Genomic DNA, 13,234 nt, shown 5'->3' with positions numbered 1-13,234 from the left:
CCGCAGACGGCTAGGGAAGCGGAACCCTGGGTCGCCGGGACAAGCCCGGCGATGACGACCTGGACGAAAGGGGCAAGCTCCCAGCCCCGACAGCGCAGTCCCTAACAGCCTCTAGAAGTCCACCGCCAGGCCCTTGCGCTCCCAGTCGCCGAAGCGTGTGGGTTCGGGGCCCTTGGGGCCGCCGTCCTCGGCGATGCGTTCGGACGCCTCGACCTCCGTGGCGCGGCGGGATGCGGCCTCTTCCAGGGCGCGGCGGGCGGCGGGGCTCAGCGCCTTGCCCGGAGCCGCATGGGGTGGCGCGGCGGCGGAAGGCGCGGCTTCGGGGGGCTGGTCGTCCATGCCCCTGATCTAAGCCCTTGCGCCCGGCGCTCCAAGCGGGCACGCCCCGCGCCGTGAGTGAAACCCCCGACAGCCTCCCCGACATCCGCGGCCTGCCGGCCCGCGCCGCCGCCCTCGACCTCCTGGCCGCCGCCCTCTCGCGGCGGGCCGGCCTGGACGAGGGACTGAACCACCCGGCCCTGGCGGCGCTTGCGCCGCGCGACCGCGCCTTCGCCCGAGCGTTGGCCATGGCGACGCTGCGGCGCCTGGGGCCCATCGATACGGTGCTCCAGTCCCGGCTGAAGAAGCCGCCGCCCGAGCGGATCGTGAATGTGCTGCGTCTGGGCGCGGCCCAGATCCTGGCCCTGAAGGTCCCGCCGCACGCGGCCGTGGGCGCGACGGTCGACCTGGCGGCGGCCCAGAAGGGCGGGACCGCCTTCAAGGGCCTGGTCAACGCCGTCCTGCGCGGCCTGACGCGCGAGCCCGTGGAGCTGGACGATCCCGACCTCCTGGCGCCCCAATGGCTCCTCGCCCGGTGGCGGGCCGCCTATGGCGAGGCGGAGGCGCGCGCCGTCGCCGCCGTCATCGCCGCCGAGCCGGCCACCGACATCACGCCGAAGGCCGCCGATCCCGACCTCGCCGCCCTGCTGGAGGCCGAGGTCCTGCCGGGCGGCGGACTGCGCGCGGGACTGAAGGGCGAGGTGTCGGGTTGGCCCGGTTTCGCCGACGGCCGCTGGTGGGTGCAGGACGCCTCCGCCGCGATCCCGGCGCGCCTGCTGGGCGTCCGGCCCGGCGAAACGGCGCTGGACCTGTGTGCTGCGCCGGGCGGCAAGACGCTGCAAATGGCCGCCGCGGGGGCGAATGTGACCGCGGTCGACCGTTCGGCCGCGCGCCTGAAGCGGGTGGGCGAGAACCTGGCCCGAACGGGATTGGCGGCCGAGACGGTCGTCGCCGACGCGGCCGAATGGAGGGACGGCCGGACGTTCGACGCCGTGCTGCTGGACGCGCCCTGCTCGGCCACGGGCACCTTCCGGCGGCACCCCGACGTCTTGTGGGTGGCGAGTCCCGCCGAGATCCCCAAGCTGGCCGCCGTCCAGGCCCGCCTGCTGGACGGCGCGGCGCGACGGGTGAGGCCGGGCGGTCGCCTCGTCTACTGCGTCTGCTCGCTGGAGCCCGAGGAGGGCGAGGCCCAGGTCGCGGCCTTCCTGGCCCGCACGCCCGGCTTCGACCTCGACCCCGTTTCGCCGGGCGAGGGCGGCGCGCCCGAGGCCAGCCTGCGGCCCGACGGGACCCTGCGCATCCTGCCCCACCATCTGCCGGGCGGGACCGACGGCTTCTACGTGGCGCGTCTGCGGCGGGCGTAGCGCGCGGCCCTGCCTACACGTCGAACGTCACGCCCTGGGCCAGGGGCAGGGTGCGGCCGTAGTTCACGGTGTTCGTGGCGCGGCGCATGTAGGCCTTCCAGGAGTCCGAGCCCGCCTCCCGGCCGCCGCCGGTCTCCTTCTCGCCGCCGAACGCGCCGCCGATCTCGGCGCCGGAGGGGCCGATGTTCACGTTGGCGATCCCGCAGTCCGAGCCCCGGGCCGAGACGAACAGCTCGGCCTCGCGCAGGTCGTTCGTGAAGATCGAGGACGACAGGCCTTGGGGCACGTCGTTCTGCCGCGCGATGGCGTCCTCCAGGTCGCGGTAGCGCATGACGTAGAGGATGGGCGCGAAGGTCTCGCGCTTCACGACCTCGGCCTGGTCGCCGATCTCCACCAGGGCGGGCCGGGCATAGTAAGCCGCGCCCATCGGCGCGCGCTCGCCGCCGGTGACGCCGCCGCCCGCCGCGCGCGCGTCGGCCAGGGCCGCCTGCATCAGCTCGAAGGCGGCGGCGTCGATCAGCGGTCCCACCAGCACGCCCGCCGCCCGCGGGTCGCCGACCTTCACGCTGGCGTAGGCGGCCTTCAGGCGCGGGACGAAGGCGTCGTAGACGTCCTCGTGGACGAAGAGGCGGCGGAGCGTGGTGCAGCGCTGTCCCGCCGTGCCCATGGCGGCGAAGGTGACGCCGCGCAGGGCCAGGTCCAGGTCGGCCGAGGGCGCGACGATGGCGGCGTTGTTGCCGCCCAGCTCCAGCAGCGCGCGGGCGAAGCGCCCAGCCAGCCGCGGTCCCACGGCGCGCCCCATCGCCGTCGATCCGGTGGCGCTGACCAGTGGGACCTTGGGATGGTCCACGAGCGCCTCTCCGACCTCGCGTCCCCCGACCGCCACGGCGGAAAGCCCGGCGGGCGCGTCGCCGAACCGGGCGCAGGCCCGGTCGAACAGGGCCTGGACGGCGAGCGCGGTGAGCGGGGTCTTCTCGGACGGCTTCCAGACGCAGGCGTCCCCGCAGACGAGGGCCAGGGCCGCGTTCCACGACCAGACGGCCACGGGGAAGTTGAAGGCCGAGATGATCCCCACCACGCCCAGGGGATGCCAGGTCTCCATCATGCGGTGGTCGGGACGCTCGGTGGCGAGGGTCAGGCCGTGGAGCTGGCGCGACAGGCCGACGGCGAAGTCGCAGATGTCGATCATCTCCTGGACCTCGCCCAGCGCCTCGGAGGCGACCTTGCCCGCCTCGAGCGTGACCAGGGCGGCGAGGGCGGCCCGGGCGGCGCGCAGCTCTTCGCCGAACAGCCGCACCAGCTCGCCGCGCCGCGGCGCGGGGACCGTGCGCCAGGTCAGGAAGGCCGCGTGCGCCGCCTCGACGGCCCGGGACACCCCGGCGGCGTCGGCGTCGTGGACCTGGGCGATCGCCTCGCCGGTGACGGGCGACCGCACGGTCCGGCCGCCGCCGGTTCGGAGGGCTTCGGCCACGCCCAGGCGGGCCAGGAGGTCGGCGGCTTCGGTCGCGGCGGAGGGCGTCTTCGTCTGCATGGTCATCGGACTATCAGGTTTCCCGCTACTCGGCGGCCGCCGGGACGGCCAGGCCGTGCGGGGCGTAGACGCGGCCGAAGCGGTTGCCCAGGAAGGCCTCCAGCGGGATGTCCTCCTGGCGCACGAAGCCCGCCTGCGGCAGGCGGCCCTCGGCCAGCAGGTCGAGCACCGCGCAGATCGCGCCGGCGGTGGTGACCTGTATGGCGCTCCGGACCTCGCCGCCCATGATCTGCGCGTAGAACTTGTTGACGTAGGTCTCCTGGACGAGATGGCCCTGCTTCATCCCCGAGACCGTGACGAACACGATCACCACGTCCTGGAGGGTGGCCGGAACGGAATTCTCCAGGATGTCCTTCAGCACGTCGCGCCGGTTGCGCAGGTTCAGGTCGTTCAGCAGCGCCTTCATGATCGCCGCGTGGCCGGGATAGCGGATGGTCTTGTAGTTGAGGTTGCGCACCCGGCCGTCCAGCGTGTGGCCCAGCGTGCCCAGGCCGCCCGACGTGTTGAAGGCTTCGTAGGTGACGCCGTCGAGGGCGAAGGCCTCGCACGCTTCCAGCGCCGGCGCCTCGCGCAGGCGGCCGTCCACGATGGCCTCGCAGGGTTCGCAGTACTCGTTGATCACCCCGTCGATGGACCAGGTGAGGTTGTAGTTCAGCGCGTTGGACGGATAGCGCGGCAGGGCGCCCACGCGCAGGCGCACGTCGTGGAGCTGGTCGAAGGGCTGGATCAGGTCCCAGGCGGCGATGGTGATGAAGCCGGGGGCCAGGCCGCACTGGGGGATGAAGGCGCGTTGCGCGCCCTCGGACAGGCTGCGCACCACGCGGCTGGCGGCCACGTCCTCGGTCAGGTCGAGGTAGTGGGCGTCGGCGATGCGGGCGGCGTTGGCGACGGCGGTGGTGAGGAGGTAGGGCGCGCAGTTGACCACGGCGAAGGCGCCGGCGATCCGGCGCGCGAGGGTTTGGGGGTCGGCGACCGGCATGGCCGCGCCCACGATCCGCGGGCGGCCCGCGCCGGCTTCGGCCAGGTCCTCAGCTTCGACCAGGGCCCCAGCTTCGGCCAGGGCGACGGCGTCGCGGTCGACCAGCAGCACGTCGTAGTCGCCGGCGTCGGCCAGGAGGCCTGCGACGGTGGCTCCGATCTTGCCGGCTCCGATCACACAGACCTTGCGCATGTGCTGACCTCCCGAGGACGTTCCGGAAGATTCGCGTGTGGCTGCGCCGCTTTCAATTGGCGCCCCGTCGATCTGTTGGCCTAATGAGGGCGGATCGACGAACTCTTTGTGCGGAACGCCGAGAATGGACGACCTTGACGAGCACCTGCTGGCGAAGCTGCGCGACAACGCGCGGGCGCCGGTGGCGGAACTGGCGCGGGCGCTGGGCCTGTCGCGGACCACGGTGCAGACCCGGCTCCAGAAGCTGGAGCGCGGCGGCGTCATCGCGGGCTACGCCGTCCGGCTGGCCCCGGCCTACGAGCAAGGCCGGGTCCACGCCTTCGTCATGCTGACGGTGGAGCCCAAGCAGGCGGCGGCGGTGACCGCGGCGCTGAACCGGATGCCGGGGGTTCGGCGGTTGCAGTCGGTGAGCGGGCCGTTCGATATGATCGCCACCGTGGAGGCGCAGGGAGTGGCCGAGATGGATGTCGTGATCGACGGGATCGGGGCGGTGAAGGGGGTGGAACGCACGAACACCGCTCTCGTCCTGTCCACCAAGTTCGACCGCTGAGGGCGTCATGGCCACCGTCCTCGCCGTCCACGCCCATCCCGACGACCTGGACATCCTGGCCGGCGGCACGCTGGCGCACCTGTCGGCGCTGGGCCATCGGGTGGTCGTCGCCACCGCCACCGCGGGAGAAGGCGGCTCGGCCGATCATGGCCCCGAGGAGACCGGCCGCATGCGCCGCGCGGAGGCGGCGGCCGCCGCCGCGCACATCGGGGCCGCCTACCGCTGCCTGGGCCTGCCGGACCTCGGCGTCTTCAATGACGATCCCTCGCGGAGGGCTGTCACCGAACTCCTGCGCGAGGTGAAGCCCGACGTCGTGATCACCGCCTCGCCCGCGGACTACCATCCCGACCACGAGGCGATCAGCGCCCTGACCCGCGACGCCTGTTTCGCCGCGCCGGTCGCCAACTACCGCACCGGCGGCGCCGCGCCCCTGGCGGGCATCCCCACACTCTACTTCACCGACGCCATCGGCGGGCGGGATCGCGACGGAACCCGACTTGCGCGGGACTTCGGCGTGGACATCACCCGCCTGATGCCCACCAAGGCCCTGATGGTGGCCGAGCATCGGAGCCAGGTGGCCTGGGTGCGCAAGCAGCACGGCGTGTCGGACTTCCTGGCCGACATGGAGGCCTGGAGCCGTCGCGTGGGTCAGGACTTCGGCGTCGGCTACGCCGAGGGCTTCCGGCAATACCGGCACACGCCGTATCCGCGGCAGCCGGTGCTGCAGCAGATGGTCGGGCCGCTGCTGATAAACCCTTAGCCGGCGCGGGCGGCGTCATAGGCGGCCCAGAGTGGCGCACAGTCGACGAGGCGCGCCTCGTCCATCGCCTGGTCGATGGCCATGACCGTGATCCCGGCCTCGAGGGATTCGAACGGCGTGACGGGAAAGGCCGCCTGGCCCGCGAGGGCGGCGGCGAGGTCGCGGGCCATGGCCTGGTCCGCGCCGTTGTGCGCGTCGGCGGTGCGCTCCCCGAACTCGACCCGCTCGGGCTTGCCGCGGAACAGGGCGCGCCGGATCATCAGCCGGTTCCGCACCAGGTCGGCGATCAGCGTGCCCTCGGTCCCGGCCACATACCAGCGGCGCTCGGCCAGGGCGGTGTGGCTGTTGGCGTGGAACGACAGGCGCACGCCGTTCGCATACTCCACCAGCGCGACCTGATGGTCGGTGACGTCCATGTCCGAGGCGAAGGCGTCGGGCGCGCCCGACCAGCCGGCGTCACGCAGGGCGTAGGCGGGCGAGCCGTCCTCGTAGGTCCGGGGCGGCGCGGGGCGGTCGGGGGTGAAGATGCGCCGGCCGCCGAAGCTGGCGACGCGCGCGGGCCGCGCCCCGGCGATACGGCCGAAGATGTCGAAGTCGTGGACCACCTTGTCCAGCAGGTACGAGCCGCCCCACTCCCGCCGGCGCCGCCAGTTGCGGGCGAGATAGCCGCCGTGTTCAGGCGGCAGGTGCTCGGTCGCATCGATCGAGACCACCTGGCCCAGTTCGCCGGCGTCGATCCGGCGCAGCACCTCGCGCACGATGGGCAGGGATCGCATCACCAGCCCCACGTAGACGGGCGGCGTCGCCGGGCCGGCCAGCCGGCGCGCGAGGGCCGCCGTCTCGTCCAATGTGCGCACCAGCGGCTTTTCGGCGAAGACCGGCAGGCCCGTGTCCAGCGCGGCCGTCAGGTGCGCGGCATGGAGGTGGTTGGGCGCGCCCAGCATGAGCAGGTCCAGCGGGCCTTCGGCCAGCAGGCCGGCAAGATCGGGAACGGCGCGGCCCATCGGGATGCCCGCGGCGACCAGGATCGGCTCGCCCACGGGCGCCGGGTCCACATGCCCGCGAAGGTCCAGCGCCCAGCCCACCTCCTGCATGGCGGCGAGGACGTGGGCGATGCGCTGGCCGAGGCCGATGACGCCGATGCGGCAGGTTGTCATGGACGGCATCTCAGCAGCTTCGCCGCAGACGCGCCAGGGGCGCCCGCGATGGGGCGAGCGCGGCTCTAGTCCTCGAGGTAGATCGGGTTTCCGACCAGCCAGAGCTTTCCGTCCGGCCCCCGGACATCGGCGCGGAGCCAGTGCGGTCGGCCGTCTGCGGCGATGGCCACGCGGATCGTCTGGTCCGCCTCGGTGATCGCGGCGGGCGGCAGGACCCGCAGGCCCGGATCGCCGCGGAACTCGACGCGGCCGCCGGCCGCGCCTGTCACGCGAACCGACAGGGCGACGTCTTCGCCCGCGCGGGCCGTGAGGACACCGCCCATGCCGACGATGCGGTCGCCGAGGCCGGCCGTCAGCTCCAGCAGGCGGTTCCCCGAGCCCTGGACGTCGATGAACGCCCGACCCGCACGGAGCGCCGCGAGGATCGCCGGCTGGGACAGTTCTTCGGCGTGGACGACCGTTGTCGGCGTTCCCACCGCCGCGGCGTTCCCCCGCGGCAGGCGGGCGTCGTGGTTGTCGGAGCCGCCGATGGCGGTGATGCGGCGGCCTTCGTTCAGGCGGGCCTCCCAGAACGGCAGGCCGGAGAGCGGGCCCTCGGCGATCGCGCCGTTCACGGCCTCGACCGCGGCGATGCGGGCGAAGTCGACGGGCGCCGTCCAGCCGCAGCCCATGCAGATCTCGCCGGACGGCAGGCCGGGATGGTTGATCGCCGCCACGCCACCGGCGCGTTCCACCTGATCCAGGACGGCGCCGATGTCGGGCGCGCGGGGGCCGCCGAGCTGGAAGTCCAGCGGTGCGGTCACGCCGAAGACGTTCATGTGGCCCTGGAAGGTGGTGATCTCGCGGCCCGGGATCAGCAGAAGCCGGTCGAAGTGGGGCTGGGCCTCGGCCAGGGCCTGATGGTGGCTGGTGGCGTTGTGCTCGGTCACCGCCACGAAATCGAGACCGCGTGCGGCGGCCGCCTCCAGGGTGAGGTGCAGCGGGCAGGGCGCGCGGCGGCCGGCTGCCTGGGCGCCGGCCTGGGTGGCGCAGCTGCCGTCGGAATGGCCGGTGTGCAGGTGCAAGTCGCCGCGATACCAGCCGGGGCCGTCGCGCAGCGGCGCCTCGGCGAAACCGCGGAAGACGGGACTGTCGTCCAGCGTGATCGTCGCCACATACTCGGCGCGGGCGCCCTGGCGCAGGTTCGGAACCCCAAGGATCAGCCGCCACTCGCCGGCCGGCAGCGGGCCGGGCAGGTAGGACGGCGTGGCCCAGGTCTCGGTGAGGGTGAAGCGGGCCTTGTTCCCGCCGCTCCAGCCGCGGAAGCGGTCGGGGTCGCGAAGGCCGAGGTCGACGACGGCCTTCTGGTCCTTGCCGGTATGGTCGAACGCGACGGTGACCGAGGTGGTCCCGGCCGGCACTCGGAAGGGGACCTCGCGATAGGTCTGGTGGTCGGCGCCGGTGAGGACGCCGCGCAGCGTCAGGCTCTCGGCGAATGCGGGCGCGGCCAGCAGCGTCAGCGCCGCCGCCAGCCACGCCCGGGCCCGCACTAAGGCGCCTCGTTCGAGAAGATGATCGTGCCCGAGGCTGCGAACATGCCGCCGACGCCGTGGCTGACGCTGACCTTCGCGCCCGGCACCTGGGCGGGGGCGATCCCGCGCAGTTGCCGCACGCTCTCCTGAAGGGCGTACATGCCGTACATGCCCGAGTGCATGTACGAGAGGCCGCCACCGTTGGTGTTCAGTGGCAGCTTGCCTCCAATTGCGGTGTTCCGCTCCCGGATGAAGGCCGCGGCTTCGCCGGGCTTCACGAAGCCCAGGTCCTCGAGGCCGTAGAGCGGCAGGTGGGCGAAGGCGTCGTAGATCATCAGGTGGTCCACGTCGGCGTGGGAGATCCCGGCCGACTCGAACGCCTTCTTCCCCGACACCTTGAAGGCGGTGGAGGAGGTGAAGTCGTACATCTGCGAGATCATCGGCGTCTCGACGCTCTCGCCCGTGCCGAGGACATAGACCGGCTTCTGCGGGAAGTCCTTCGCGCGGTCGGCCGAGGTGAGGATCAGGGCGCCCCCGCCGTCGGTGACCAGGCAGCACATCAGCTTGGTGAAGGGCCAGGCGATCATGTCGGCGTTCAGCACGTCGTCGACGGTGAGCGGGTCCTTGAAGCTGGCGCGCGGGTTCTTCGCCGCCCACTCGCGCTGGATCACCGACACCTGCGCCAGGTCCTCGACGGTGAGGCCGTAGGTCTTCAGGTAGCGGAGCACCGGGACCGTGAACATCGTGGGAGGACCGGCGACGCCGTAGGGCATCTCGAACTGACCCGCGAGGCTCGCGGGCGAGCGCGGGAAGCCGCCGGCCCCGACGCGGGACCGACCGCTCTCGCCGTGGGTGATCAGGATGGTCTTCGCCAGGCCGGCGTTGATCGCCGCCGCCGCGTGGCGGACGTGCAGCATGAACGAGCAGCCGCCCACCTGGGTGCCGTCGGCGTAGGTGGGGACGATGCCTAGGTAGTGCGCCAGCTCCACCGGGCTGATCCCGGCGGTGGCGACACCGTCGATGTCGGCGGGCGTCAGGCCGGCGTCGGCCATGGCGTTCAGCGCGGCGTCGGCGTGCAGGCCGATCACGGACTGGTCCGGGATCCTGCCCATCTTCGTGGTCTCGGCGGCGCCGACCACGGCCACGGATTTCGGCTTCATGGGCTTATGCTCCCGCCGGCTTGAAGAACGGGAGCGCGATGGTGTCGCTCATCTTCTCGAAGACGACCTCCAGCGGCATGTCCAGCTGCAGCGCCTCGGGCGTCTGGGGGCACCCCACGATATTGGTCATCATGGTGGGGCCTTCCTCCAGCTTCACCACCGCGATGGCGTAGGGCTCGGTCCCCATGTCGGGCCGCGGGCGCTGGTTGATGACGTAGGACCAGAGCACGGCCTTGCCGCTGGCCCTGAACACCTCGACGTCGCGTGAGCCGGTCCTGGGGCAGAACGGCCGCGGCGGGAAATAGGCCTCGCCCGTCTGCCGGTTGCGCTGGAGGAGGAGTTCGCCGCGCAGGGCGCCCTCCCAGAAGTGGCTGGTCTCCGGAGTGGGCTCCGGCAGCATGCGTGGTGGCATCCCTGAAATCCGTCCCTTCGAAAATGTGGTCTGTTCTGGCCGCAAATCAGCGGCGCGCCAGCAAAGACGACCGAACGGCGATTGTCACGCGGCGGATGGCGCGGGGACGGCCGAACATTGCGAAACCCAAATCTTGCCGCCAGCCGGGCTTGAAGGTTGTCCGGCAGAAGGGCTCCACGTCGCCGCCCGCCGGCGGCCCCCGATGACCAGGAGCCCCCCATGTCGCGCCAGCCCGACCAGTATGTCTTCACCTTCGGCGCGGACGGCGTCGTGACCTCGGTCGCCGAGGTCAAGAAGAACGGCCGGCTCGAGTACGAGAAGATCGAGAAGGACGAGTCCTACCGGCTGATCGACGGCTTCGTCGTGAAGACCGAGATCGACGGGCGCGAGCAGGAGTGGACGGTCTACGGCGACGCCGACGGCGACGGGCGCTGGATCGAGCTGGCCGAGGGCGACGGGCCCTTCGATCCCGCGATCCTGACGCGCCTCGGCGGCGGCGAGGGTTCCACCCCCGGCGTGCAGGACCCGACCGCTCCGCTCCTGGTGTTCGACGACGACTCCTATGTCTTCACCTTCGACGCCGCGGGGCGGGTGACCGGCGTGTTCGAGGTCGAGCGCGACGGCCGGCTGGAGCGCGAGGACATCGACCGGGACGAGAGCTACGTCCTGATCGGCGGAAACGTGGTGAAGACCGAGTGGGACGACGGCCGGCTCGAGGTCACCGTCTATTCCGACCTGGACGGCGACGGCGTCTGGACCGCCGAGGCGCCGGTCCAGCTCACTTGGGCCGGCCTCTGGTGAACCGCGCTCCGGGCCTCGCGCCGGTTCAGGGGATCTCGTAGATGAAGTGGCGGACGCCTCCCGTGAGGCGTTCGCCCACCCCCACCGCGAGGACGGCGTTGAGCCAGGCGTAGCGGGGATCCGACGTCTCGAAGACCGGGGCGATCCGCAGGCGGTAGCGGCCGGGGTCCACCTCGGGCTGGGCCGGGTCGCGGAAGGCGGCGCCCACGTCCGGCGGGACCCAGGTGCGGCCCGTGTAGGTCATGTAGATCAGCGCCCCGTCGTCGGTGCGCCAGATGCAGCGGGCGTCGAAGGTGCCGATCGCGGCGCCGTCCTCGCCGGCGCCGGCGGTGGACCAGTTGCCGCCGCCCGGCAGGATCTCGCCCTTGAGGCGGGGCCCCTCGAAGCGGCCGCCGGTGATGTAGCCGATGCGCCGGGTGGACCACGGCGAGGCGCCCAGGTCCATGATGCCGCCCACCTCGAAGCGGGCGCAGCACAACGGCCGGCCCTGGAGCGACCGGTCGCCGAAGTCGAACTCGGACATCTCTTCCTCTCCTCATGCGTCCGCGCCGGTCTCACGCCGGCGGTGCGGCTCCCTGCGCCGGCCCCTACGCCGGCCCCGACGCCGGCACGAACACCGGGACAGGCGGGCCGCCCTCGGTGGCCTGGAACTTCACCTTCACCCGCAGGCCGATCTTCAGATCCTCGGGCGCCACGTCCAGGAAGTTGGTCAGCATGTTCGGCCCCTCGTCCAGGGTGACGTAGCCGATGGCGTAGGGGCCGCTCGGCGAGCGCCACATGACCGAGTAGGTATAGACCACCCCCTCGCCGGACCCTTCCTCCCAGACCGTGCGGTCGGAGTGGCAGAAGGGGCAGATCGAGCGGGGATACCAGTGCGCCTCGCCGCAGGCCTGGCAGCGCTTGATCAGGAACCGGCCTTCCGCGGCGGCGTCGAAGAACGGCTTGGATTCCAGGGTGACGGCGGGGGCCGGGACCGGCCGGGTCATCGGCCCAGGAGCCTTTTGGGTTTCGGACATGCTCAGCCCTCCCGTTCGAGGATCAGGGTCGCCGCGCCGTGGCGCACGCCCAGCGAACCGCCGGTGCCGTGGGCCAGCGCGAGGTCGCAATTGGCCACCTGGACCTTGGGATGGGCCTCGCCCCGGAGCTGGCGGACCGCCTCGATGATCTTGGTGATGCCGCCCCGGTTGGTGGGGTGGTTGTTGCAGAGGCCGCCGCCGTCGGTGTTGAACGGCAACCGGCCGACGCCCGAGATCAGGTTCCCGTCGGCGACGAACTTCCCGCCCTCGCCCTTGGCGCAGAAGCCCAGATCCTCGAGCTGCATCAGCACCGTGATGGTGAAGCTGTCGTAGATCGAGGCGTACTTGATGTCGGCAGGCGTCACGCCCGCTTCCTCGAACGCCTTGGGCCCCGACCAGACCGCGCCGGAATGGGTCAGGTCCAGCTTGCCGCCCAGTTGCACCTTGGGCGCTTCGGCCGCGCCCAGCAGCTTCACCTTCGGGCGCTTCAGGCTGCGCGCCACCTCGGGCGAGGTCACGATCACCGCGCCGCCGCCGTCGGTCACCACGCAGCAGTCCAGCAGGTGCAGCGGGTCGGCGATCATCCGGCTGTTCACCACCTCCTCGACGGTGACCACGTTCTTCAGGAAGGCGTGCTCGTTCCACTGGGCGTGGTGGCTGGCGGCCACCTTGATCCAGGCGAGCTGCTCGGACGTCGTGCCGTACTCGTACATGTGGCGCATGGCGCACATGCCGTAGGTGTTGTGGGTCGAGCCGCCGTAGATGCTCTCGAAGCCGGCCTCGGGCGCGCCGTCGCTCAGGCCCTGGGGCGGCCGCCCGCCGCCGGCCGCGCCGGGCCGGTTCCCCCCGTTCCGCGGCCGCCCGGCCAGGGTGACGAGGGCGACGCTGCACTTGCCCGCGGCGATCGCCTGGGCGGCGTGGTTCACATGCACCAGGTAGGAAGATCCGCCGGTCTCGGTGGTGTCCATGTGGCGGACGTTGCGGAGGCCCATGTAGTCGATCATCGACATGGCCCCGAAGCCCGGTGCGTCGCCGGCGCAGAAGTAGGCGTCCACGTCGTCGAACGACAGGCCCGCGTCCTCCAGCGCCCCCTTGGCGCTCTCGGCGTGGAGCTGGGCGGTGGTCCTGTCGGGGGCGTCGCGGGTGGGGTGCTCGTAGGCCCCCATCACATAGGCCTTGCCCTTGATCGTCATGGCTCCCCCTGAACTGCCCCGAAAGACGGGATCGGCGCGAAAGACCGGTATGGCCTTATCCGCCGGGCGGGCGTCCGGCAATCCACCTAGGGTCAGGGATGTGCGGGTAGGCGCGCGCGTCGTGCGGTCGATGGATTCGTGGGGCTGGGCGACGCCGGAGGCCTGTCGGTCCCTGCGTCTGTCTGGAACCACGAAAAACACGAAAGGACACGAAAGGGGCCGGGCATCCTGAGCCTCCGCGTGAGCGGAGGGTCGATCATGGAGTCGCGGGCTTCCGCGATTATTTCCAC

General features: G+C 72.0%; 14 protein-coding genes. 4 read left to right on the top strand and 10 right to left on the bottom strand.

The window, feature by feature from the left end; all coding sequences use genetic code 11:
• Positions 1-111: 111 nt before the first annotated feature.
• The gene (locus WG212_RS12750; RefSeq protein WP_337187477.1) at positions 112-339 is read right to left on the bottom strand and encodes a DUF1674 domain-containing protein; all 228 of its coding nucleotides are present in this window, start codon (positions 337-339) and stop codon (positions 112-114) included.
• 53 nt (positions 340-392) lie between these two features.
• Here WG212_RS12750 and WG212_RS12745 point away from each other — a divergent pair, with 53 nt between their 5' ends.
• On the top strand, positions 393-1,682 hold the full coding sequence (locus WG212_RS12745) for a transcription antitermination factor NusB (RefSeq protein WP_337187476.1): 1,290 nt from the start codon (positions 393-395) through the stop codon (positions 1,680-1,682).
• A gap of 13 nt (positions 1,683-1,695) precedes the next feature.
• Here the strand turns inward: WG212_RS12745 and WG212_RS12740 are convergent, their stop codons facing one another.
• Complete coding sequence (locus tag WG212_RS12740) at positions 1,696-3,213, bottom strand: aldehyde dehydrogenase family protein (protein WP_337187478.1); 1,518 nt, start codon at positions 3,211-3,213, stop codon at positions 1,696-1,698.
• A 25-nt stretch (positions 3,214-3,238) separates the two neighbouring features.
• Positions 3,239-4,384 (bottom strand): saccharopine dehydrogenase C-terminal domain-containing protein, encoded by a 1,146-nt coding sequence (locus WG212_RS12735; RefSeq protein ID WP_337187475.1) that lies wholly within the window; start codon positions 4,382-4,384, stop codon positions 3,239-3,241.
• A 124-nt stretch (positions 4,385-4,508) separates the two neighbouring features.
• Here WG212_RS12735 and WG212_RS12730 point away from each other — a divergent pair, with 124 nt between their 5' ends.
• Both WG212_RS12730 and WG212_RS12725 read left to right on the top strand, forming a co-directional pair.
• Positions 4,509-4,934 (top strand): Lrp/AsnC family transcriptional regulator, encoded by a 426-nt coding sequence (locus tag WG212_RS12730; RefSeq protein ID WP_337187474.1) that lies wholly within the window; start codon positions 4,509-4,511, stop codon positions 4,932-4,934.
• Between the two features lie 7 nt (positions 4,935-4,941).
• Positions 4,942-5,694, top strand: coding sequence for a PIG-L family deacetylase (locus tag WG212_RS12725; protein WP_337187473.1), 753 nt, complete (start codon positions 4,942-4,944; stop codon positions 5,692-5,694).
• Here WG212_RS12725 and WG212_RS12720 read toward each other — a convergent pair.
• The 4 genes from WG212_RS12720 to WG212_RS12705 are packed head-to-tail and all read right to left on the bottom strand — an operon-like array spanning position 5,691 to position 9,922.
• Positions 5,691-6,860 (bottom strand): Gfo/Idh/MocA family oxidoreductase, encoded by a 1,170-nt coding sequence (locus tag WG212_RS12720; protein WP_337187472.1) that lies wholly within the window; start codon positions 6,858-6,860, stop codon positions 5,691-5,693. The genes WG212_RS12725 and WG212_RS12720 overlap by 4 nt on opposite strands.
• A gap of 56 nt (positions 6,861-6,916) precedes the next feature.
• On the bottom strand, positions 6,917-8,380 hold the full coding sequence (locus WG212_RS12715; protein ID WP_337187471.1) for a CehA/McbA family metallohydrolase: 1,464 nt from the start codon (positions 8,378-8,380) through the stop codon (positions 6,917-6,919).
• Positions 8,380-9,522 (bottom strand): hypothetical protein, encoded by a 1,143-nt coding sequence (locus WG212_RS12710; protein WP_337187470.1) that lies wholly within the window; start codon positions 9,520-9,522, stop codon positions 8,380-8,382. The genes WG212_RS12715 and WG212_RS12710 overlap by 1 nt, the downstream gene beginning before the upstream one ends.
• 4 nt (positions 9,523-9,526) lie before the next feature.
• Positions 9,527-9,922 carry an OB-fold domain-containing protein gene (locus WG212_RS12705; protein WP_337187469.1) on the bottom strand — a complete coding sequence of 132 codons (396 nt, stop codon included), beginning with the start codon at positions 9,920-9,922 and terminating at the stop codon, positions 9,527-9,529.
• A gap of 231 nt (positions 9,923-10,153) precedes the next feature.
• Between WG212_RS12705 and WG212_RS12700 the strand changes: the two genes are divergently transcribed.
• Positions 10,154-10,735: a hypothetical protein gene (locus WG212_RS12700; RefSeq protein ID WP_337187468.1), complete on the top strand. Its 582-nt coding sequence runs from the start codon at positions 10,154-10,156 to the stop codon at positions 10,733-10,735.
• A 25-nt stretch (positions 10,736-10,760) separates the two neighbouring features.
• Here WG212_RS12700 and WG212_RS12695 read toward each other — a convergent pair whose 3' ends face one another.
• From WG212_RS12695 to WG212_RS12685, 3 genes are all read right to left on the bottom strand, one after another.
• Positions 10,761-11,258 carry a DUF3237 domain-containing protein gene (locus WG212_RS12695; RefSeq protein ID WP_337187467.1) on the bottom strand — a complete coding sequence of 166 codons (498 nt, stop codon included), beginning with the start codon at positions 11,256-11,258 and terminating at the stop codon, positions 10,761-10,763.
• 64 nt (positions 11,259-11,322) lie between these two features.
• Entirely contained in the window at positions 11,323-11,751 is a 429-nt protein-coding gene (locus WG212_RS12690; RefSeq protein ID WP_337187466.1) for a Zn-ribbon domain-containing OB-fold protein, read from the bottom strand.
• A gap of 2 nt (positions 11,752-11,753) precedes the next feature.
• Positions 11,754-12,944, bottom strand: coding sequence for a thiolase domain-containing protein (locus WG212_RS12685; RefSeq protein ID WP_337187465.1), 1,191 nt, complete (start codon positions 12,942-12,944; stop codon positions 11,754-11,756).
• Positions 12,945-13,234: the final 290 nt, after the last annotated feature.

This window comes from Phenylobacterium sp. (assembly GCF_037189685.1).
GTDB lineage: Bacteria > Pseudomonadota > Alphaproteobacteria > Caulobacterales > Caulobacteraceae > Phenylobacterium.
This window is presented reverse-complemented; position numbering and strand designations above follow the sequence as displayed.